The organism is Galbibacter orientalis DSM 19592, assembly GCF_000260115.1.
In the GTDB taxonomy this organism is placed as follows: Bacteria; Bacteroidota; Bacteroidia; order Flavobacteriales; family Flavobacteriaceae; genus Galbibacter; species Galbibacter orientalis.
Window position 1 is genome coordinate 2,241,914 of the sequence record NZ_JH651379.1, and the last position, 20,419, is coordinate 2,262,332.

Genomic DNA, 20,419 nt, shown 5'->3' on the forward strand with positions numbered 1-20,419 from the left:
TTATGTTAGGATGAGCGTACTGAAACCTCCTAATCAACTACCTCGAGACAAGCTTACAAGGTATTTAAAAGAAAATAATTCAACTCATTTCGACGCAGAGCCCTTCAAGATACTCAGAACAGGCTCTGGGGAATAAAACCCTCAATGAGGGATTTAAACAAAACACTATTACCCCAAAATCCCTTCAATAAGCTGAGGACACTATTTAGAGTTTTAATGCTTTTTAGACAGTCACATTTATAGTAGTTCTAACTATATTAATATCCTTTATTATAATCTTTTTCTTTTGCGGGCCTTCCTTTTTCCATCCATGCTGGAGCTGCTTCTCCTTTTAAATAATGATTGAAAAACTGCATCATTCTAGTAGATAAATCTTTTCTATTTCCCCAACTATCTCCTTTTAAGTTATGAGGTTCGTTATTGTAAGAAAGCATCCAAACTGGCTTGTCTAATCTTCGTAACGCAACAAAAAACTCGATTCCTTGATACCACGGTACAGCACCATCATCATCGTTATGCATCATTAAAAGTGGCGTTGTAATATTTGGAGCTTTAAAAAGTGGGGAATTCTCTACGTATAAATCAAATTTATCCCAAAGGGTTCCGCCAATTCTACTTTGTGTATGCTCGTATTGAAACATTCTACTCATACCACTTCCCCAACGAATTCCTCCGTAAGCACTCGTCATGTTACTTACAGGCGCACCAGCCATTGCTGCTGCAAATTTATCAGTTTTAGTAATAATATAAGCTGTTTGATAACCTCCCCAGCTTTGCCCTTGTAATGCTAAATTATTGCTATCTATAAAGCTATATTTAGCCTCCATAGCTTCCACTCCACTTACTATACAGTTATAAGCACTTTCTCCTGGATGCCCTTCTTTATATATAATGTCTGGAACAAAAACCACATAATCGTTACTTGGGTAAAACACTTTATTAATGGTAGAACGACTAGGAGTCGGACTGTAAAAACGATGGTAGGTATCTGATAATCTTTCATAGAAATAAGACACCAATGGATATTTTTTATTGGGATCTAAATTTTCTGGAACGTACAATAAACCTTGTAATTCTACCCCATCATAATTAGTCCACTTCTCTAAAGTTACTTTTCCCCATTTATAGTTTTCTAACTGTTGTTGTCCGTTTGTTACTTGTACAGGATTTTTAAATGAAAGATCCGTTTTCCATAAATCGGGGTACAATGTATAAGCTTCTTTTGTATAAATTAAAGTTGTAGCATTTTTTGCTTTTAGCGGATATCCAAAACTAAAATCGTCTAAAACAAGAACTTCTGGAGCTTTCTCTTTTTGTAAATTTGTATACGCATATCCAGCTTTTTTGTCAGTTTCATTAAATACGGACAAAAGTGCCTTTTTAGTATCTATAAAATCTTCTTCTCTATCCAATTGCAGGTATCTATACTCTGTAGTATTTATCCTTCCGTTTTTTGTTACATTTTTTGGCTTGTCTTTTCCTGAAGGATCAATTTTCCAAATATCATATCGATCATAAATAAACACAGCTTCATCGTCTTCCGACCAACCTGCTACTCCGTATGGTCTTGGATCATTTGGAGAATCGTTTAGCTCATCATAAAAAGCAACTTCAATATTTTTGGTAAGCGGCAAATGCTTCTGAGTAGCTATATCAATAGAATAATACACACTATCTTTTCTGTTGTAATACACAGCATACTTTTGAGAAGGCCCTAACCAAATTCGGTTTTGCGCTTCCAACATTTTAGTTTTGGTTCCTTCTTCTGTATCTACTAAATAAAAATCGTTTAAAAATAAAGCCGACCAAGAAGAGGCTCTTTTGTACTTATCATCGGTACTACCGATAGCATATTTTGGTTTTCCATCTTCGTAAATTCTTAAATCTGGAACCAAAGTATCTGCTAACTGGACAGCCTTATTTTTCTCAAAATCATATACTGCTAAATACGTTTTTTTTTGGTCTTTCTTTACATTTAACTTCTGCATAGGTTGCAATTCGGTATCTGTCCAAGACCAAACATCCAATCGTTCTCTTTCCGCATTCAAAAGCGTATCTTTTTTATGGATAACCTTTGCTTCGGCAGTTCCAAAATACATTCGCTTACTGTCGTCAGAAAAATAAATATTTTGATTTTCTGAAGGAAGCCAACCTTTTGGCAATCCTTTTATACTAGCTTCATTAAAAGACTTTACATTATCTTGCTTTCCTACAAACAACTCATAGTTTTTAATATCGGTAGTGTCCTTAGAAAGTAAAAACGCCAAACGAGTTCCTTTTTTATCTAAAACTGTCTGTTTAATTATTCCTTCTGAAGAAAAAATAGTATCTGCTTTTTTAGTCTCCCCATCAAAATTTACTAAAGTAGAATGAGTCCCTATTGAATCTTTTTCTTCCTGACTAATTAATAATTTGTTAGCAGATTTTGACCAAGTATACGCTACTACATTTTTTAAAACAATACTGTCTTTTTCTAACGGATTAAAAACTACCAAAATGGTATCATTTTTAGTCTTTTCTTTCTTCTTTATTTTTTTATCAGAAGTAAGACTATCGTTTTCTACTGAAAGGGTATCTTTTATTGCCTTGACAATTGTTTTGTATGCTAACCAATTCCCTCCTTCTTCAGGAAGTTTAAAACCGTTATTATTAGCATATTTTATTGTTTTTTGAGATTGCAATAAATACACTCCTAAAGAATCTTTAAGCAGCTTGCTCTTTTTTGTTTTCTCGGTTTCTTCTTTTCGGCGGATATCTATAGGTGCTTTTATTTTAAAAGCAACAAAATTACTATTCCCATTTATAGTGGCATTATAACCTCTCGGAATAGAATCTGTTTTTCCTGTTTTTAGATTTGTAATTACCAGTGCTCCATCTCCCATTCCTGGGTTGTATTCGTACACTAAATAATTTCCATTTTCTGAAATTTCTCTATTATCTATTTGTTTCCAGGTATCAAAATCGGCAATTGTAATTGATTTTTTTTGTGCAGTGAGGGAAACAGTTAATAGGAATACTGATACTAAGGAGAGTAGGTTTTTTATCATGAAACTATTTTTTTTTAATACTTGAATAGCGCACAAGATACCTAAATTAGGAATAATGGTCAATCGTAAAAAAATAATTCCTAGTAGGTATTTTTATGAAATACTCATTAACATTTTTATCAAATCAACTTATTTGATAATTGGGAATTAATATTCCCATTGCCTTGTTTTATTAAGGTCTTCCATTTCTGCAATAGCTTGTTCTGGAATTACCTTTAAGAAAGAGGGATGCTGCTCAATTGCATATTCAATTTTTTCAACAATCTCATTTATAGATTCATTTTCATAATCTATTTCCAAAGGCTCTTTAATAACCATCGACTGAAGAATTCCTTTTTTCTTAACACGAAGTCCTTTTTTATCAAAAGACCTTCTAAATCCGTCTATAACAACAGGAATTACAATAGGTTTATATTGTTTTATAATATGTGCAGTTCCCTTCCGAATGGGTTTCCAAGGTTTTGTAGTTCCTTGCGGGAAGGTTATTACCCAGCCATCGTCTAAGGCTTTTTTTATATTAGAAATATCACTAAACTTTACCTGTCTGTTTACCTCTTTCCCATCTGCTCTCCAAGTACGTTCAATACTTATGGATCCTGCATATGCCAATATTTTTGGTAGAAATCCAGATTTCATGGTTTCTTTTGCTGCCACATAATAAATATTCAATTTAGGCTGCCACAAATAAGTAACATCCTTTATAGAATCTCCACGACCGCTCAAGCTTGCATTAAAAACATGAAACATTGCTACAACATCTGCAAAGTATGTTTGATGATTCGAAATAAATAAAACCCCTGTTTCAGGAAGATTTTTAATAATTTCCGACCCTTCAATTTGCAACTCATTAAACCCACGATAACGACGGTGGGTTAATAAACCTGCAATACGAATAAGCCATTTTTTTAAAAATAATATATGTCCGAAAGGATTTTTCTTAAACAATCCCATTACTAATATTTATATGCTAGTGTTAACAAAGTTTCAAAAATACAAAATCTTAACCTTAGATTAGCTTTTTAAACATTTCTTTAACCTCATTAAGCATCATTGCAGTAGCACCCCATACCGTATAATTGTTTAATTTAAAGGCAGGTACGTTTATATTTTTAGCATAAGAAGTGGTTAAATTTTCTTCAAAAAGAGCCTTATCATTCATAAAGTCAGAAAATGAAACTTCAATAATCTCTTCTACCTCATCTTCTTGTAATGTAAATTCTAATTTTTCTCTAGAAATCCCCACAAATGGTTGTACTAAAAAATTACTTGGAGGGATATATATTTCTGACATTCTCTTAATCAACTCTATTTTATTTGGAGATACTCCTACTTCTTCCCAAGTTTCTCTTAATGCAGTTTCTTCTATATTTTTATCTGAAAGCTCTACTTTTCCTCCTGGAAAACCTACTTGATTAGAATGTACACCATTATAGGTTTTCCGAAGAATTAATAAAAGTCTAGTTTTTAACGCATCATCTGGATAAAAAAGACTTACAACTCCTGCTCTTCTCGGGTTTTTATCTTCAATATTTATAGTATCTAATGTCTCCATTCTAGTTAAAGGAGCCATTTTATAATGAGATTCTTGCCCTGGTAGTGGCAGATTTTTTATTTTTGGAACTAAATCGTAAAAATCAGCAAATTTCATATGCAATATTATACAGTTCGAGCATTTACAATAATACTATTATTTATTTTATCTAGTTGTGGAGATTCAGCAAAAAAAACTAAGAGCTCTTCAGCAGAAAAAGTCAAAGATACCACTGTAATAGATTCAGCAAAAATAAAAGAAACGCAACAAAAAAAAGAAGAAGAAAAGCCATTTGTACTGACAGAAGATAATGCTATTCCATTTTTCTTTGAATATCAAAAAGAACATACAGAACATATAGTTAAAATAAACACTTCTATAGGAAGTTTTGTTGTGGATTTATATAACCAAACGCCCTACCACAGAGCTAATTTTATTTATCTAACCAAGAAAAAATATTTTAATAATACCTATTTCCACCGTGTAGTTAAGAATTTTATTATTCAAGGAGGAAATACAGATATGATGTCTACCGCTAAAAAAAGAGATAGCATTGGGTTTTATTTGCTTCCTCCAGATACTAAAAAGGGACTAAAACACAACCGCGGAGTTATGTCTATGCCTAGTAGTGATGATGTTGCAAACCCACATAAACTAGCATCTCCATTTGAGTTTTTTATAGTTACTGCTAAGAATGGGGCACACCATTTAGATGGTAAATATACTGCTTTCGGAAGGGTAATCTCTGGAATGGATGTTGTAGATAAAATTAATAATGTCCCTGCTGGAAAAGACGAATGGCCTCTAAAAAATGTACTTATTAAATCGGTTGAAATTTTGGAATAAGCTGCCTCGATATAAGCACACAAAGTATTTTAAAAAAAGCATTGTAGTTTTGAGAAAGCCTCGGAGCATTTATACCTCGATACCCGTTCAAGCATAGTCGGGTAAACAAATCCTTTTGGTATTCAAATAAAATACATTTATTTTTTATAAACGGTAGGCAATTCTAATTTGTATTTAACTGCTAACAAACGCACCACAATTACAACAATAATTGGAATGGCAAAAACAATATTACTTTTAATATCAAAAAGTGTCAATATAAAATAACTTACTCCACCAAGAATACATGCGGTGGCATAGATTTCTTTTCTAAATATAACGGGAATTTCATTACAAAGTATGTCTCTTAATACTCCTCCAAAACATGCACTTATTGTTCCTAAAGCAATGCACATAATTGGATGAAGACCAGCTGCTACACCTTTTTCAACACCTACAACTGTATACAAACCAATTCCAATAGTATCAAATAAAAAAAGAGAAAGATTAAAATATTTTAATTTACTTCTAAAAATTATAGCTAATATAACGGTTCCTATAACTACAAACATATAGGTGGTATTAATTAACCATGTTACAGGAGAAATTCCTAATAATACATCTCGAATAGTTCCGCCACCTAGTGCTGTTACAAAACCTATAATAAAAATCCCAAAGGGATCCAGTCGCTTATTCATGGCTACCATAACTCCTGATATTGCAAAAGCAACTGTTCCTAATAAATCTATTAAATAATAAAACATTACATGTGTTGGGTAAAGTAGTTATAATCTTTTAAAACAGTTTTCACAAAGGCATGGGTATTATTGTGAACGGATTGTATGCCTGTTACTTCTTCTATCTTACTTTTTAGCTTTAGCATAGTTTGATGGTCGGATGCCTTTCTAGCTACTTCATAAGTTTCTTTTATAATCCTAGCATCATTGTCGGATAACTTAATAACCATTGGATATGTTGGTTTATAGTCTTCTGATAAATTTTCTAAAATAGTATGATTAATAGTTACCTTATTTTTTAAGGTAATTACAGAAGTACCCGCAGTAATATCTCCCAATCGCTGACTCTTATCACTTACAATTATAGAAATCAATCCTATAATTCCACTCATCATATTAATATCTATAATCCTAAAAAACCATCGCACTACATAATCTGGAAAAGATGCTTGATATCCATCTATTTTTACCACTTTTATTTTTAAGGCTCTCTTTCCTATAGTTTGACCTTCTAATAACGATTCAAAAAGTAAGGTATAAAATACTACAGGAAGTAAAAACAATAATATAATTGCCATTTGCGACCAATCGTCCATAGTCTGCATTATTTCCCACAACCCTGATAAATGAAAAATAAAATAAGCTATGGTAGAAACATAGGCTATTTTAATAAGAAAGTCTGTTGCATATGCCAGAATTCGTTCTCCCACCGATGCTGCTGTAAACATTATGTTTACATTTTGTGTTGTGTTAATTTGTAACTCTGACATTTTCTTACTTAATTTAAACTTTTTATTCTACATGAGAGAAGTTGCATTTATCAAACAAAATAAAGAAAAATGGCTCAATTTTGAAAAGGCTATTTTCCATAATCAATTTAAAGATCCAGACGACCTTGCTTCTCAGTACATTCATTTAATTAATGATTTGTCTTTTGCGCAAACCTATTACCCCAAAAGTAAAATAATAAACTATTTAAATCAGCTTGCTGCAAAAGCATTTCAAAAAATATATCGGACAAAAAGGCAAGATACTAATAGAATTTTATCTTTTTGGAAAACAGAAGCTCCTCTTATAGTATTTCAATACCGAAGATATATTGCTTACGCTTTTATTATTTTTTTCTGTTTTGTTACTATCGGAGTTATTTCCGCAGCAAACGACACTACTTTTGTTAGACTTATTTTAGGAGAAGATTATGTAAATAGAACTCTAGAGAACATTCAAAAAGGAGATCCTGTTGCTATTTATAAAACTGGAAGTAATTGGGGTGGGTTTTTAGCTATTACATTTAACAACCTCTTTGTTGGTATAAAATCTTTTATTTATGGCATTTTTGGGGGTTTAGGAACAGGGTTTGTACTCATGCAAAATGGAATTATGTTGGGCGCATTTCAATATATGTTTCAGCAAGAAGGTGTTTTCTGGGAGAGTGTACGTGGTATTTGGATCCACGGAGCTATGGAAATTTTTGCAATTGTAATTGAAGGAGCTGCAGGCTTACTTCTAGGCGCTAGTATTTTGTTTCCAAAAACTTTTACCAGAATAGAATCTTTTAAAATTGGAGTGAAAGATGGAGTGAAAATTTTAATAAGCACCTTCCCTTTTACCATTGCGGCTGGTTTTTTGGAGGGTTTTGTAACTCGCTATTCTAATGCTATGCCACATTTTCTCTCTGTAGGAATTATATTAATTACTTTGAGTATTATTTCTTATTACTTTTTAATTTACCCAACTATTGTTTTTAAAAAAATAACCAAAAATTATGCAGCTCTATAAATCCAGATCTTTTGGAGACTTTTTTTCTGATACATTTACTTTTCTAAAAGAAAACGGAAAACACTTTTATAAAAACTACTTTATCATCAATGGGATCTTTATTATTCCATTAATGGTAATGATATTTTTCTTTTTCCGCTTTTATAACAATATAATATTCTCAGATTTTACAACTGGCTCTGGAGATCCTTTTACCAATTATATCGATGAAAATATAGGCACTGTTTTAATATTTGGTTCTTTATTTTTTATACTTGGACTCTTACTAGGAGTTATTAATTATGCATATGCTCCAATTTATTTTCTTCTATTTGAAAAGCACGGCGGCAAGAATTTTACTAAAAATGATCTTATAAATGAATTAAAAACACAGTTAGGAAAGATTTTTATCTTTTTATTAGCAGGGTTTTTAATTGCAATTCCTACATTTATAGCAACCTTAATTATTTGTGGGATTCTAGCCGTAACTATTATAGGAATTCCATTACTTTTAATTGTTTTTGCATGGCTAGCTCAGTTTTACTTTATAGCTTTTATAGCCTATTTACAAACAGACAAAGGAGTTTTTGATTGTTTCTCGTACAGTTTTAATCTTTCCTTCAAAAAGTTTTGGTCTGCAAATGGTTGTGTAGCATTATTTTATATAATTATTCAAACAGTACAAACTATCATAACAATAATTCCTTATAGCTTTTTAATTGGCTCCTTTGTTTTAGGTGCTGAAAACGGTTCTAACACAAACGAACAAACACTAACTGCAATTACTTTAATGACAATTACCTATATGGTTGCCTTCTTTATAAATCTAATAATGGTTACTGTTTTACAAATGAATGAAAGCATTATCTACTTTAGCTTAAAAGAAGAAACCGAAAACATTAATACAAAAAGTGTGATAGACGAAATAGGAAGTTATTAATATGCGATTAAAACGATTACTCTTTTTTTTATTATTTCTCACGCTTACTTTTAGTTTTGGACAAACAGCTGCCAATAAAAAGAGTATTGGAGACACACTTACTATTGATAGAAATTCCGCTATAGAAAAGCGTAGTTATACAGAAGATTTTAAAGACAATTATACTGCTGAAAAATATCAATATGAAGTGGATGCCGCGCCAAATGGTTGGTTTTCTAGACTGAAACAATGGTTTAAAGACCTTTTTATAAAGTTATTTCAGCTAAACAATGATGTCGAAGCAAATAAATTAATAGATATTATTTCTCGGATTGTCTATTTACTCATTATTATTGTTGTAATCTACATCATTGTAAAAGCTATTTTAAATAAAGAAGGAAGATGGATTTTTGGTCGCTATTCTGATAAAAAAAGTCTTAACATTCAAGATATAGAAGCCAATATCCATAAAACCGATTTCAAAACTCTAATTGAGCAAGCATCTAAAGAAGAAAATTATAGACTAGCCATTCGTTATTATTATTTATGGCTTTTAAAAGAACTTTCAGAAAGAGAATATATAGATTATGACGTTGAAAAAACAAATAGCGATTATATAAATGAACTTAATGATGCTAGCTTAAAAACAAAATTCTCATACACTTCTTACCTTTATAATTATATCTGGTATGGAGAGTTTCCTATTGAAAAATTGGCTTATACAGAGGCAGTAGATCGTTTTGAAAACCTTTTAAATTTGGTTAGAAAATGAACAGGACTTTAAAAATATACGTAAGCGTTTTGGTTTTACTATTTATTGGTGCTATTATTTTTGAAGTTTCAAGACCCAAACCTGTTGATTGGACTCCTTCTTTTAGTGAAAAACATACCATTCCCTATGGGCTTAAAGTTTTCCGAGATGAGTTACCGAGTCTCTTTCCAAACGATTCTATTGTAAATTTACATCGAACTGCATATGAGTTTTTAAACGACCATTATAATTGGGAAGATTCTACCTATTCTATAAAAGGGAGTTATCTAAAAATTAATCCAAACTTTACTATTGACGCAGTTTCAGTAGAAAAAATATTAGAATTTGCCAGCCAAGGAAATACTGTTTTTATTGCTTCGGAACAATTTCCACAAATATTACAAGATACGCTTCAATTTAAATTAAAAAATAACTATAGTTTTAGTGGAAGCGCTACTTTTAAATTATCAAATAACGCTTTTAAAGGAGATTCTATTGTTGCATCTAAAGGAAGTAGTAATTATTATTTCCACGAATTAAATAAAGAAAATACTACTGTTTTAGGCTCTCAAAAATTTAAAGAAGAACATATTAATTTCGTTAAAATAAAATTTAAAAAAGGAGCTATTCTCTTACATACACAGCCTTATGCGTTTACCAATTATTATCTTTTAAAAGACACTAATTACAACTATGTTTCAGATGTTTTAACGTATTTACCAAATGGAACTGTGCTTTTTGACTCAGATTATAAGGAAGGGACGTATACCTCAGACTCTCCTTTACGCTTTATTTTCTCACAACCTTCTTTAAAATGGGCATGGCTTTTAGCGCTATTTTTTATTATTACTTTTATGCTTTTTAATGCAAAAAGGAGGCAAAGAGCTATAAAAATTATAACTCCATTACGCAATACTACCGTACAGTTTACAAAAACAGTAGCCAATTTATATTACGAGTCTAAAGACCACACAAATATTATTGATAAAAAAATAACCTATTTCTTTGAACAAATCCGGAGAGATTATCATTTAAATACAGAACTTTTAGATGACAAATTTATAAGCAGATTAGCATCCAAAACTGGAGTCAGTAAAAATAAAGTACAAAAACTTATTCAATATATTCTGGCTTTAAGAACTAAAACTATACATACCGAAAAAGACCTTGTAGATTTAAATAAATTAATTGAAGAATTTTATCAGAAAAAATAAATATGGACACACCGATAGAAAATCAATCTGAAGAACAAAATAACGATCTAAATAGCGACCAAAACAATGAGCAGAATCCGCAACCTAAGGATTTAGCTTTTACAAATAGAATAGATCTTACAGAACTCCAAACTGCAATTAATGGCATAAAAACAGAAATAGGAAAAGTTATTGTTGGTCAGAAACACATGATTGATATGCTCCTAACAGCGCTGCTAGCCAATGGTCATGTTTTAATTGAAGGAGTTCCAGGAATTGCAAAAACCATTACGGCAAAATTATTAGCTAAAACACTTACTGTAGATTTTAGTAGAATCCAATTTACGCCAGATTTAATGCCTTCTGATATTTTAGGAACTTCAATTTTCGACCTTAAAAAATCTGAATTCGAGTTTAAAAAAGGCCCTGTTTTTACCAATATGCTACTTATAGATGAAATTAATAGAGCTCCAGCAAAAACTCAAGCTGCACTTTTTGAAGTAATGGAAGAAAAACAAATAACCATGGACGGAACCCGCTACTTATTACCGCCTCCATTTATGGTTCTTGCCACTCAAAATCCAATAGAACAAGAAGGAACCTACCGATTGCCAGAGGCACAACTAGACCGTTTTTTATTTAAAATAGACATCCATTACCCTACTTTAGAAGAAGAAGTTGAAATTATTTTAAGAGAACATCAATTAAAAGAAAATAAAAAAATTGACCAAGTAACTTCTTTCTTAACACAAGAAGAAATTATTAAATACCAAGAATTGGTAAACGAAATTATTATAGAACCCAACCTCATTAAATATATTGCTGAAATTGTAAGTCAAACACGTAGCAATGAGTTTTTATATATGGGGGCTTCTCCTAGAGCATCCATTGCTATATTAAAGGCATCAAAGGCTTTTGCCGCTATTAATGGTCGTGATTTTGTAACTCCAGAAGATATTAAAACAGTGGCTTTACCAGTAATTCAACACCGAATTATTATTACTCCAGAACGAGAAATGGAAGGTATTACTGCTAAGCAAATAGTAAATCAATTAATTCAAAGTATCGAAATTCCACGATAAAACACTTTTGAAAAAACATTTTTTATGAAACTCATCAAGCAACTTTATATCGAAAATCGATTTTATTATTTCGCTTCAGGGATAGTTGTATTATTTCTGTTGAGTTTTATTTTAGAGTGGTTATTTTTTATTGCACAAATAGCTTTCTTTAGCTTTATAGCTTTTTTTGTTTTGGATATTTTAGTGTTATTCTTTGTAAAAAAAGGGTTGATAGCTTCAAGAGAAGCACCAGATAAATTCTCTAACGGCGATCAAAATATCATCCTTATTCACCTAGAAAACCAATATAATTTTCCAATAAACGCCATTATTATTGATGAAATCCCAGAGCAATTTCAAATTCGTAATTTCAAAATTTCTAAAGCGTTAAAAGCTTCAGAGAAGTCAACATTACAATATGAACTCAGACCAACAAAGCGTGGAGAATATTATTTTGGAAGACTCAACATATACATTTCTAGCTTTATAGGTTTTGTTAGTAAGCGTTATTTATTTTCAGAAAATAAAATGGTTCCTACATATCCTGCCTTTCTTCAGTTAAAAAAATACGATTTACTGGCCATTTCAAACAGTTTACATCAATATGGAATAAAAAAAATACGAAGAATTGGACATACCATGGAATTCGAGCAAATAAAAGAATATGTTCAAGGAGACGATTTAAGAACAATTAATTGGAAAGCCACAGCTAAGAGAAACCAATTAATGGTAAATCAATTTCAAGATGAAAAATCGCAACCAGTATACGCTGTTATAGACAAAGGGCGTGTAATGAAAATGCCTTTTAATGATTTAAGTTTATTAGATTATGCAATTAATGCTACTTTGGTAATTAGCAATGTTGTTTTAAAAAAGCAAGACAAAGCTGGAATGTTTACCTTTTCTAAGAAAGTAGAAAATACTGTAATTGCCGAACGTAGAAACAGTCAGATGAATCTTATTTTAGAAACGCTATACAATGTAGAAACTGATTTTTTTGAAAGTGATTTCGGACGACTTTATGCAGATATAAAAACGCATATTAACCAACGTAGTTTGCTTTTTTTATATACCAATTTTGAAACTTTAGATGCGCTTCACAGACAAATTCCATACTTAAAAGCCATTGCTAAAAACCATTTACTTGTAGTTGTATTTTTTGATAATACAGAATTAGATTCGCTCATCAAAAATCCTGCGAATTCTATTCAAGAGGTCTATGATAAAGTAATTGCAGAAAAGTTTGCTTTTGAAAAACGATTAATTGTTAATGAATTAAAGAAATACGGAATCTATTCAATCCTTACTTCGCCAGAAAACCTTACTATCGACACCATTAATAAGTATCTAGAAATAAAGGCACGCGGACTCATATAATACAATTCATCCATTATAAACAACAACTCAGTAACTAATAATAGTTTTTATCTGTTTTTGTTAAGTTCTTTGGTTTACTAATCAATTTTAAAAGAATTTAATCATGAAAACAGCATCCTTATTAATCGCATTTTTGCTACTTCAAACAATCAATGCACAAGAAATTACTAAAGACAACACTGGAATTAGTATAGACGTTATTATAGACAATATAACCAACAACAACGGAAAAGTATTGCTATCTCTTAATACGGAAGAAACCTTTATGAAAGGAAAAGGTATTATGAATCTGCAAAGTGAAATTGAAAATGGTAAAATCCACGTCACTTTTAACAATGTACCCCCTGGAAAATATGCAATCTTAGCTTTGCATGATGCAAATGATAATAAACGTATGGATTTTGACACCTCGGGGATGCCAATGGAAAGTTATGGAATGTCTAATAACGAGATGAGCTATGGCCCACCACAATTTAGTGATGCATCATTTACAGTTGGAAAAGAAAATTTGTCGTTCAATATTCGATTTTAATCTATTCCTAGAATCTAAGTTTACTATCATCTTAGCTTAATAATCAGATTTTTAAATCAATTTCTTAACTACTATAAAATTTTCTAATAGTTTTGTATTTTTATGGCTTAAATAATAAAAAATGACCATTACACAATTACAATATGTTTTGGCTGTAGCCGAATATCAAAATTTTACACATGCTGCGGAAAAAAGCTTTGTTACACAGCCTACATTAAGCATGCAAATACAAAAGTTGGAAGATGAGCTAGATATTTTAATTTTTGACAGAAGTAAAAAACCCATTCAACTCACACAAGTAGGAGAAAAAATAGTTGAACAAGCTAAGAATATTGTTAATGAATCTTACCGAATAAAAGATATTGTAGACCAACAAAAAGGTTATATAGGTGGAGAATACCGATTGGGGATTATTCCTACAATAATGCCTACATTACTCCCTCTTTTTCTGAAAAATTTTGTAAATAAATACCCTAAAGTAAATCTTAAAATAGAAGAGCAAAATACAGAAACTCTTATAGAAAAGCTTGAAGATGGTTATTTGGATGCTGCCATTGCCGCTACCCCACTTGATAATGAGAATATAAAAGAACGGGCGCTTTATTATGAGCCATTTGTGGCATACGTTCCAGAAAACCACCGATTAAATAAATTAGACAAAGTAAGCGTTAATGATTTAGATCTCGACGATATATTATTATTAGAAGATGGCCATTGTTTCCGAGATGGAGTTATTAATTTATGTAAATCGAAAAAAGGGTTTAGAGATGAACAATTTCAATTGGAAAGCGGCAGTTTCGAAACTATGATGAAATTGGCAGATGAAGGGCTTGGAATGACTTTACTTCCATATTTACACACCTTGAATATGAGTGAAACTCAAAAAAAGCATTTACGTTATTTTACAGAACCTAATCCTGCAAGAGAAGTAAGTTTAATTTATCATAAAAGTGAATTAAAAATCCATATTACAGACGCTTTAAAAGATATTATTTCTGGAGTTGTAAGAGGAGCAATTGCATTTCAAAATGTAAAAATAGTGAGCCCTCTCCATAAAAAATAGAAGTTTTGTAAAACAAAAAAATCCGCATTTAGCGGATTTTTTTATGTTATTGTTTAAAATAAATTAATGATTTAGATAATTCGGGTTTCCCTTGAATGTAAAAATTAAGCCATATTCTTAACTCATCCAATTCATAGGGTAACAACCTTTTAGCAGCTTTCTCCAATTCTTTACAAAATAGTTTAGGATCAAAACTTACTTTTTGTAACACCGTTTTGGTGTATTCAAACATAGCTCTTGCCATTGTCTTATAGGTTTAATAATTGGTTGGCTAAAATTAACGTTAGATTCAATATAAAATTGTTGGCTAACCGTTAAAATCAAATTTTAAATGTTAAAGTTAAGAAGCGCTTCTAATTTCGGATAGCGCTTCATAACGATGTATTTCTTTTGGATTATGTCCGTATTCATTTACTCCTTCTTGTCCTTCAGCAAATAAAAGCCAAAAACCATAAAAAGGAATCAATTGGTACCATCCTGTATGTCCTAAGTCGTGACATCTTTTAGTATTCTGTGCAACATTAAAATAAAAAACAGGTAAAAGAAAAACCCAAAACAACAAACTCATTCCTGTTGCATCGGTTTCTATTAAATTAACTGATAGGGTTGTAAGAAAAATTGCTATACAATAGCCAATGGCGGAAAAAATTAGACTCAAGCCATATTCTGTTCGTCTAATTCTGCCTTCGTAGGTAAAAAGGTTTTTAAACATAGGTTGATTATTAAAGATTTAGGTTTTATCAAATATAACAATTTTTAAAATATTCAAAATTAATTAGATCAAAATCTCATACTTTTTCGACAAAAGGTTACGTATTTATTAATAATTAGCGATTTTTATACTTATTTTGAATTTTAAATTATTGTTGTCCGATAAAAGTTAAACGGAATTTATTGGACTCCAATTATATAAAGGTTTTCAAAATGGGAACTCTTGCTAATAATAAAAATGAATAAAAACAGGGTTTTAGAAAGGCTATTTCTTTAAGCTTTTCATTTTATGACAGTTAAGATTTAGTATTTATTCCTACAGCGAAGCGGTCTTGTATTTGTACTCGGACATTAATGATTTTAAATATTCATATTAAATGAAAAAAATTTATTTTACATTACTAACTATAGCGTTAATAGGTTGTGCCTCAAATAAAAAGCTTAGCAAACAAATCAACCAAAGTTTTGATAATGATTTTTATAAAAATCAATTCACTGGCTTTTTTGTCTATAATCCTACATCTGGAGATACGCTTATAAGTTATAATGGCGATAAATATTTTACGCCTGCTAGTAATACCAAAATTTTTACACTATATACAGCTCATACCCTTCTTCCTGAAAACCTTCCAACCTTAAAATACATTGTTGAAAATAACGAAATTTATATTGAAGGTGTTGGAAATCCAGCTTCTTTACATCCCTATTTAAAAGATAGTTCTATGATTGATTTTCTGAAAAATCAGCAAAAAATCAATCTTTTTTATACTAATTTAGAAGACACAAAACTTGGTCCTGGTTGGTCTTGGGATGATTACGACACCTACTATGCACCAGAGAGAAGTGCTTTACCTCTTTATGGAAATATTGTAACAATGGATCAGGGAGATTCTCTTTTTGTTTCTCCAAGTTATTTCAAAGAAAATGTCTCGGTTATCAATGCCAATCGCAGACGATCGATGCATGAAAACAAATTCTATTTAAATCCTTCTAAAAAAGATACCGTTGAAGTACCTTATATAACAGATAGTAGCGCTGTTAAAGGAATTTTAGAAGATATTCTAAAGAAAAAAATAACTCTTGTTACTGAATTTCCAAAGGGTGAAAAGAAAACAATTTACGGAATAAAAGCGGATTCAGTTTATAAAAGAATGATGCGAGTAAGCGATAATTTTATTGCGGAACAGCTTTTAATACTTTCTTCCTCAATGCTAACCGATACTTTGAGTGGACACAAAGCGCAAGAATACATCCTAAAAAATGAATTAGCAGGAATTCAACAAAATCCAAGATGGGTAGATGGCTCAGGACTTTCTAGATACAATCTCTTTACTCCAGAATCTATGGTTTTTGTTTTGAACAAGTTATACAAGGAAATTCCGAAAGAAACCTTATTCGATATTTTTCCAACTGGCGGAGAAACAGGTACCATAAAAAATTATTTTAAAGGGAATCTTGAGCCATACATACATGCTAAAACTGGAACATTGAGCAATAATTATTGTTTAAGTGGTTATTTAGAAACAAAGTCTGGAGAAATTTTGATTTTTAGTTTCATGAATAATCATTACCGAGGTGGAAGTACAGAAGTTAAAAAACACATGACGCCTCTTTTAGAATGGATTAGAGATCATTATTAAACTACCTCGGGGCAAGCCCACAAGGTATTCAAAGAAAACAAGTTTAATTCATTTTGACGCAGAGCCCTTCTGTAAACTCAGCATAGGCTCTGGGGAATTAGACCCTCTATAAAGGATTAAACTAACTTTCATTATTCAGGAGAACCTAAAAATGTAGGTTTTGGGATTTAACGGCTACTTCAAAATTTATAAGGAAGATTCAAACTAAAAATCCTATTTTTGCGCCATGGCAAGAAAGAATAAAAAACAGATTTTTGAACAGATAGAAGTAATAGATGCTGGTGCTAAAGGAAAAGGAGTTGCTAAAGCTCCCGATGGACGTGTTATCTTTCTTCCTTATGCAGTTCCAGGTGATGTGGTAGATGTACAAACTTTTAAAAAGCGTAAGGCTTATTTTGAAGGAAAAATAGCAAATTTCCATGTAAAATCTCCAAAAAGAACAACTCCAGAGTGTGAGCATTTTGGTGTTTGTGGAGGTTGTAAATGGCAAAACATGGGTTATGAGCATCAACTGTTCTATAAACAAAAAGAAGTTGAAAACAACCTTGTTCGGATTGGAAAGGTTCAACTCCCTGAGTTTACTCCTATTTTAGGTTCAGAGAAAAAATATTTCTACCGTAATAAAATGGAATTTTCATTTTCTGATAGTCGCTGGCTTACGTTAGAAGAAATCCAAAGTGATAAAGATTTAGGTGATAAAAATGCCCTAGGATTTCATATTCCAGGTATGTGGGATAAAATTTTAGACATTAATAAATGTCATCTTCAAGAAGATCCTTCCAATGCTATTCGTACTGCAGTTAAAGATTTCGCAATTAAACATAATTTCGAATTTTTTAATCCTAGAAATCAAAAAGGACTTTTAAGAACCATGATGATTCGTACTTCTTCTACTGGAGAAATTATGGTTATGATACAGTTTTATGATGATAAAAAAGAGGAACGCGAATTGCTATTAGATTTTCTAAAAGAAGAATTCCCACAGATAACATCTCTACAATATGTGGTGAATCAAAAACCTAATGATACCATTTACGACCAAGAAGTAGTTTGCTATTCTGGAAGAGACCATATTTTTGAAGAAATGGAAGGGTTAAAGTTTAAAATCAATGCCAAATCTTTCTATCAAACAAATTCAGAACAAGCGTACGAATTATATAAGATTACAAGAAACTTTGCAGATTTGTCTGGAGATGAGTTAGTTTACGATTTATATACTGGTACTGGAACTATTGCCCAGTTTGTTGCTAAAAAAGCTAAAAAGGTAGTTGGTGTGGAAGCAGTTCCGGAAGCTATTGAAGATGCCAAAGCAAATGCACAATTAAACGGAATTGAAAACGTTACTTTTTACGCAGGAGACATGAAGGATGTTTTTAATGCTAAGTTTATAAAAGATAATGGTTCACCAGATGTTATTATTACAGATCCTCCAAGAGACGGAATGCATAAAGATGTGGTGCAACAAATATTAAATATTGCCCCCAATAAAGTAGTTTATGTAAGTTGTAATAGCGCCACTCAAGCTAGAGATTTAGCTTTAATGGATTCAATGTATAAAGTTACAAAAGTACAACCTGTAGATATGTTTCCGCAAACTCATCATGTAGAGAATGTGGTGCTTTTAGAGAAAAGATAAAATCTTGATTTTGAAGATTATTAAGACTGAAATTAATTAGAATGAAAAAAATATTTGCTTTATTTTTTGTGCTTGCCATAGGACTTGCCATTTTTTCCGCATGTGAAAAAGATGATATTTGTCCTGATGATACCTTAACAACGCCCTATTTAAAAGTAGGTTTTTATGATTTCTCAAATCAAGATGCCAATAAAGCTGTTCCAAGCCTTAGAATTATAGGAATTGACAGTACTGGATTTAGAGATACTTTAAATACTTTTATTGATAGATCTAGCCAAACTGCTGTTGATATTCCGTTAAAAACATCAGAAAATTCTAGTCAGTTTTTAATTATTTACAACTCTAGAGACAACGAAGAAACAGGAGAAGAATTAGGAAACATAGACACTTTAAAGTTTAATTACACGCGCCAAGAACGCTTTATTTCTAGAGGTTGTGGTTATGCTACTTCTTTTACCGATTTAGTTACTATTTTAAATCCAGCATATACAAACGATACCATCCAAAATCCAGGAGAATGGATTAATGCCATCTTCGATCAAGACGAAAATTTAGAACATCAAGATACTATCCATGTTAAAATATATCATTAGTAGTTTATTTATTTTTAGTGCTCTTATTGGTTATTCTCAAGAGGAAACAATAGTTGCAGATAGTATTGCCACCGATACTATTTCGACTAAAGAAATTGTAAAAGATAGTGTTGTTTATAAACAACGTTATGGACTGCGAGTTGGTATTGATTTAAGTAAACCCCTTCGTTCTATTTTAGATGATAATTACCGCGGATTAGAAATTGTAGGAGATTTTAGAGTTTCTCATAATTTTTATGTAGCTGGTGAATTAGGGAATGAAGAAAAAACTACACAAGAAGACAACTTCAATTTTACAACAAGCGGAAGCTATTTAAAATTAGGATTCGACTGGAATACCTATGAAAATTGGTATGGAATGGAAAACATTATCAATTTAGGAATTCGTTTTGGATTAAGCACGTTTGATCAAACTTTAAATGAGTACCAAATATATACGCCTAATCAATTCTGGAATGAAGCAGATTCTGGTTTAACTGGAGGAGATATGCTTGGAGAATATAGCGGATTAAATGCGCAATGGACCGAAATTGTTTTAGGGATAAAAGTAGAGCTTATAAGAAATATTTTTCTTAGTGGAAGTGTCCGTTTAAACTACCTTATCAATCAAACTGAAGCAAATCAGTTTCCTAATCTATACATTCCAGGCTTCAACAAAGTTACCGATGGAAGTAAATTTGGTGTAGGATATAACTATACATTAACTTATTTAATTCCACTTTTTAAGAGTAATAAGCCTCAGAAAAAAGAGAAAGTAAAAGAAGAAAAAGATCAGAATTAATTTATATCTCTAAAGCCTTTTAGAAATATCCATTTCATTTTAATTTGTTCCTTTCCATTTAATTCTACTACAGCAAATTTTGGTGCTAATATGCTGGCAGCAACTGCAGCAGCCAATACCAAAACAATATGAGATACTTGTGGGAGTAGGTACAATAGACTAAAACGTATTATTAAAAATAGTCCTATAAATCCTACTAAATTATATACTAGAGCTTTTGTTTTAGGTTTCATATTAATTCTTTATTATCGTGATTAATCAACT

At 31.2% G+C, this 20,419-nt stretch carries 21 protein-coding genes; 13 read left to right on the plus strand and 8 right to left on the minus strand.

The features are described from left to right. Window positions 1-257 precede the first annotated feature (257 nt). The 3 genes from JOOMADRAFT_RS09920 to JOOMADRAFT_RS09930 all read right to left on the minus strand — a co-directional run bounded on the left by JOOMADRAFT_RS09920 (window position 258) and on the right by JOOMADRAFT_RS09930 (window position 4,695). The gene (locus tag JOOMADRAFT_RS09920; RefSeq protein WP_008612946.1) at window positions 258-3,047 is read right to left on the minus strand and encodes an alpha/beta hydrolase family protein; all 2,790 of its coding nucleotides are present in this window, start codon (window positions 3,045-3,047) and stop codon (window positions 258-260) included. A gap of 147 nt (window positions 3,048-3,194) precedes the next feature. Beyond that, window positions 3,195-3,998: a lysophospholipid acyltransferase family protein gene (locus tag JOOMADRAFT_RS09925; protein ID WP_008612947.1), complete on the minus strand. Its 804-nt coding sequence runs from the start codon at window positions 3,996-3,998 to the stop codon at window positions 3,195-3,197. Window positions 3,999-4,053: 55 nt separating this feature from the next. Continuing rightward, window positions 4,054-4,695, minus strand: a complete 642-nt coding sequence (locus JOOMADRAFT_RS09930) for an NUDIX hydrolase (protein WP_008612948.1) — start codon at window positions 4,693-4,695, stop codon at window positions 4,054-4,056. On the opposite strand from JOOMADRAFT_RS09930, the gene JOOMADRAFT_RS09935 reads away from it, so the two are divergent. Further along, entirely contained in the window at window positions 4,696-5,424 is a 729-nt protein-coding gene (locus tag JOOMADRAFT_RS09935; protein WP_008612949.1) for a peptidylprolyl isomerase, read from the plus strand. A 137-nt stretch (window positions 5,425-5,561) separates the two neighbouring features. Here JOOMADRAFT_RS09935 and JOOMADRAFT_RS09940 read toward each other — a convergent pair whose 3' ends face one another. Then, window positions 5,562-6,167, minus strand: a complete 606-nt coding sequence (locus JOOMADRAFT_RS09940; protein ID WP_008612950.1) for a trimeric intracellular cation channel family protein — start codon at window positions 6,165-6,167, stop codon at window positions 5,562-5,564. Then, window positions 6,167-6,910, minus strand: a complete 744-nt coding sequence (locus tag JOOMADRAFT_RS09945; RefSeq protein ID WP_008612969.1) for an RDD family protein — start codon at window positions 6,908-6,910, stop codon at window positions 6,167-6,169. The genes JOOMADRAFT_RS09940 and JOOMADRAFT_RS09945 overlap by 1 nt, the downstream gene beginning before the upstream one ends. A gap of 31 nt (window positions 6,911-6,941) precedes the next feature. On the opposite strand from JOOMADRAFT_RS09945, the gene JOOMADRAFT_RS09950 reads away from it, so the two are divergent. The 8 genes from JOOMADRAFT_RS09950 (at window position 6,942) to JOOMADRAFT_RS09985 (ending at window position 14,794) form a co-directional block, all read left to right on the plus strand. Continuing rightward, window positions 6,942-7,919 (plus strand): stage II sporulation protein M, encoded by a 978-nt coding sequence (locus tag JOOMADRAFT_RS09950; protein ID WP_008612976.1) that lies wholly within the window; start codon window positions 6,942-6,944, stop codon window positions 7,917-7,919. Next, the gene (locus JOOMADRAFT_RS09955; RefSeq protein ID WP_008612984.1) at window positions 7,906-8,838 is read left to right on the plus strand and encodes a sensor domain-containing protein; all 933 of its coding nucleotides are present in this window, start codon (window positions 7,906-7,908) and stop codon (window positions 8,836-8,838) included. Before JOOMADRAFT_RS09950 ends, JOOMADRAFT_RS09955 begins: the two co-directional genes overlap by 14 nt. Before the next feature lies 1 nt (window position 8,839). Then, window positions 8,840-9,589 (plus strand): hypothetical protein, encoded by a 750-nt coding sequence (locus JOOMADRAFT_RS09960; RefSeq protein ID WP_008612985.1) that lies wholly within the window; start codon window positions 8,840-8,842, stop codon window positions 9,587-9,589. Further along, window positions 9,586-10,782 (plus strand): DUF4350 domain-containing protein, encoded by a 1,197-nt coding sequence (locus tag JOOMADRAFT_RS09965; RefSeq protein WP_008612986.1) that lies wholly within the window; start codon window positions 9,586-9,588, stop codon window positions 10,780-10,782. Before JOOMADRAFT_RS09960 ends, JOOMADRAFT_RS09965 begins: the two co-directional genes overlap by 4 nt. Window positions 10,783-10,784: 2 nt before the next feature. Then, window positions 10,785-11,843, plus strand: a complete 1,059-nt coding sequence (locus tag JOOMADRAFT_RS09970) for an AAA family ATPase (RefSeq protein WP_008612987.1) — start codon at window positions 10,785-10,787, stop codon at window positions 11,841-11,843. Window positions 11,844-11,867: 24 nt separating this feature from the next. Beyond that, complete coding sequence (locus JOOMADRAFT_RS09975; RefSeq protein ID WP_008612988.1) at window positions 11,868-13,199, plus strand: DUF58 domain-containing protein; 1,332 nt, start codon at window positions 11,868-11,870, stop codon at window positions 13,197-13,199. 103 nt (window positions 13,200-13,302) lie between these two features. Next, window positions 13,303-13,731, plus strand: a complete 429-nt coding sequence (locus JOOMADRAFT_RS09980) for a DUF2141 domain-containing protein (protein WP_008612989.1) — start codon at window positions 13,303-13,305, stop codon at window positions 13,729-13,731. A 121-nt stretch (window positions 13,732-13,852) separates the two neighbouring features. Further along, window positions 13,853-14,794 carry a LysR substrate-binding domain-containing protein gene (locus JOOMADRAFT_RS09985; RefSeq protein ID WP_008612990.1) on the plus strand — a complete coding sequence of 314 codons (942 nt, stop codon included), beginning with the start codon at window positions 13,853-13,855 and terminating at the stop codon, window positions 14,792-14,794. A 46-nt stretch (window positions 14,795-14,840) separates the two neighbouring features. Here the strand turns inward: JOOMADRAFT_RS09985 and JOOMADRAFT_RS09990 are convergent, their stop codons facing one another. Continuing rightward, window positions 14,841-15,038 carry a hypothetical protein gene (locus JOOMADRAFT_RS09990; RefSeq protein ID WP_008612991.1) on the minus strand — a complete coding sequence of 66 codons (198 nt, stop codon included), beginning with the start codon at window positions 15,036-15,038 and terminating at the stop codon, window positions 14,841-14,843. Between the two features lie 96 nt (window positions 15,039-15,134). Beyond that, window positions 15,135-15,506 carry a DUF805 domain-containing protein gene (locus tag JOOMADRAFT_RS09995; RefSeq protein WP_008612992.1) on the minus strand — a complete coding sequence of 124 codons (372 nt, stop codon included), beginning with the start codon at window positions 15,504-15,506 and terminating at the stop codon, window positions 15,135-15,137. Between the two features lie 376 nt (window positions 15,507-15,882). On the opposite strand from JOOMADRAFT_RS09995, the gene JOOMADRAFT_RS10000 reads away from it, so the two are divergent. The 4 genes from JOOMADRAFT_RS10000 to JOOMADRAFT_RS10015 all read left to right on the plus strand — a co-directional run bounded on the left by JOOMADRAFT_RS10000 (window position 15,883) and on the right by JOOMADRAFT_RS10015 (window position 20,155). Continuing rightward, complete coding sequence (locus tag JOOMADRAFT_RS10000; protein ID WP_008612995.1) at window positions 15,883-17,145, plus strand: D-alanyl-D-alanine carboxypeptidase/D-alanyl-D-alanine-endopeptidase; 1,263 nt, start codon at window positions 15,883-15,885, stop codon at window positions 17,143-17,145. A gap of 226 nt (window positions 17,146-17,371) precedes the next feature. Beyond that, window positions 17,372-18,781, plus strand: a complete 1,410-nt coding sequence (gene rlmD, locus JOOMADRAFT_RS10005; protein WP_008612996.1) for a 23S rRNA (uracil(1939)-C(5))-methyltransferase RlmD — start codon at window positions 17,372-17,374, stop codon at window positions 18,779-18,781. A gap of 41 nt (window positions 18,782-18,822) precedes the next feature. After that, window positions 18,823-19,374, plus strand: coding sequence for a DUF6452 family protein (locus tag JOOMADRAFT_RS10010; protein WP_008612997.1), 552 nt, complete (start codon window positions 18,823-18,825; stop codon window positions 19,372-19,374). Beyond that, on the plus strand, window positions 19,355-20,155 hold the full coding sequence (locus JOOMADRAFT_RS10015; protein WP_008613004.1) for a DUF6048 family protein: 801 nt from the start codon (window positions 19,355-19,357) through the stop codon (window positions 20,153-20,155). The genes JOOMADRAFT_RS10010 and JOOMADRAFT_RS10015 overlap by 20 nt, the downstream gene beginning before the upstream one ends. On the opposite strand, the gene JOOMADRAFT_RS10020 is transcribed toward JOOMADRAFT_RS10015, so the two are convergent. Beyond that, entirely contained in the window at window positions 20,152-20,388 is a 237-nt protein-coding gene (locus JOOMADRAFT_RS10020) for a hypothetical protein (protein WP_008613006.1), read from the minus strand. The genes JOOMADRAFT_RS10015 and JOOMADRAFT_RS10020 overlap by 4 nt on opposite strands. Window positions 20,389-20,419 lie beyond the last annotated feature (31 nt).

Coding starts and splice junctions, on each gene's coding strand:
- JOOMADRAFT_RS09920 (WP_008612946.1), bottom strand. CDS start 3,047: ATGATAAAAAACCTACTCTCCTTAGTATCAGTATTCCTATTAACTGTT.
- JOOMADRAFT_RS09925 (WP_008612947.1), bottom strand. CDS start 3,998: ATGGGATTGTTTAAGAAAAATCCTTTCGGACATATATTATTTTTAAAA.
- JOOMADRAFT_RS09930 (WP_008612948.1), bottom strand. CDS start 4,695: ATGAAATTTGCTGATTTTTACGATTTAGTTCCAAAAATAAAAAATCTG.
- JOOMADRAFT_RS09935 (WP_008612949.1), top strand. CDS start 4,696: ATGCAATATTATACAGTTCGAGCATTTACAATAATACTATTATTTATT.
- JOOMADRAFT_RS09940 (WP_008612950.1), bottom strand. CDS start 6,167: ATGTTTTATTATTTAATAGATTTATTAGGAACAGTTGCTTTTGCAATA.
- JOOMADRAFT_RS09945 (WP_008612969.1), bottom strand. CDS start 6,910: ATGTCAGAGTTACAAATTAACACAACACAAAATGTAAACATAATGTTT.
- JOOMADRAFT_RS09950 (WP_008612976.1), top strand. CDS start 6,942: ATGAGAGAAGTTGCATTTATCAAACAAAATAAAGAAAAATGGCTCAAT.
- JOOMADRAFT_RS09955 (WP_008612984.1), top strand. CDS start 7,906: ATGCAGCTCTATAAATCCAGATCTTTTGGAGACTTTTTTTCTGATACA.
- JOOMADRAFT_RS09960 (WP_008612985.1), top strand. CDS start 8,840: ATGCGATTAAAACGATTACTCTTTTTTTTATTATTTCTCACGCTTACT.
- JOOMADRAFT_RS09965 (WP_008612986.1), top strand. CDS start 9,586: ATGAACAGGACTTTAAAAATATACGTAAGCGTTTTGGTTTTACTATTT.
- JOOMADRAFT_RS09970 (WP_008612987.1), top strand. CDS start 10,785: ATGGACACACCGATAGAAAATCAATCTGAAGAACAAAATAACGATCTA.
- JOOMADRAFT_RS09975 (WP_008612988.1), top strand. CDS start 11,868: ATGAAACTCATCAAGCAACTTTATATCGAAAATCGATTTTATTATTTC.
- JOOMADRAFT_RS09980 (WP_008612989.1), top strand. CDS start 13,303: ATGAAAACAGCATCCTTATTAATCGCATTTTTGCTACTTCAAACAATC.
- JOOMADRAFT_RS09985 (WP_008612990.1), top strand. CDS start 13,853: ATGACCATTACACAATTACAATATGTTTTGGCTGTAGCCGAATATCAA.
- JOOMADRAFT_RS09990 (WP_008612991.1), bottom strand. CDS start 15,038: ATGGCAAGAGCTATGTTTGAATACACCAAAACGGTGTTACAAAAAGTA.
- JOOMADRAFT_RS09995 (WP_008612992.1), bottom strand. CDS start 15,506: ATGTTTAAAAACCTTTTTACCTACGAAGGCAGAATTAGACGAACAGAA.
- JOOMADRAFT_RS10000 (WP_008612995.1), top strand. CDS start 15,883: ATGAAAAAAATTTATTTTACATTACTAACTATAGCGTTAATAGGTTGT.
- rlmD (WP_008612996.1), top strand. CDS start 17,372: ATGGCAAGAAAGAATAAAAAACAGATTTTTGAACAGATAGAAGTAATA.
- JOOMADRAFT_RS10010 (WP_008612997.1), top strand. CDS start 18,823: ATGAAAAAAATATTTGCTTTATTTTTTGTGCTTGCCATAGGACTTGCC.
- JOOMADRAFT_RS10015 (WP_008613004.1), top strand. CDS start 19,355: ATGTTAAAATATATCATTAGTAGTTTATTTATTTTTAGTGCTCTTATT.
- JOOMADRAFT_RS10020 (WP_008613006.1), bottom strand. CDS start 20,388: ATGAAACCTAAAACAAAAGCTCTAGTATATAATTTAGTAGGATTTATA.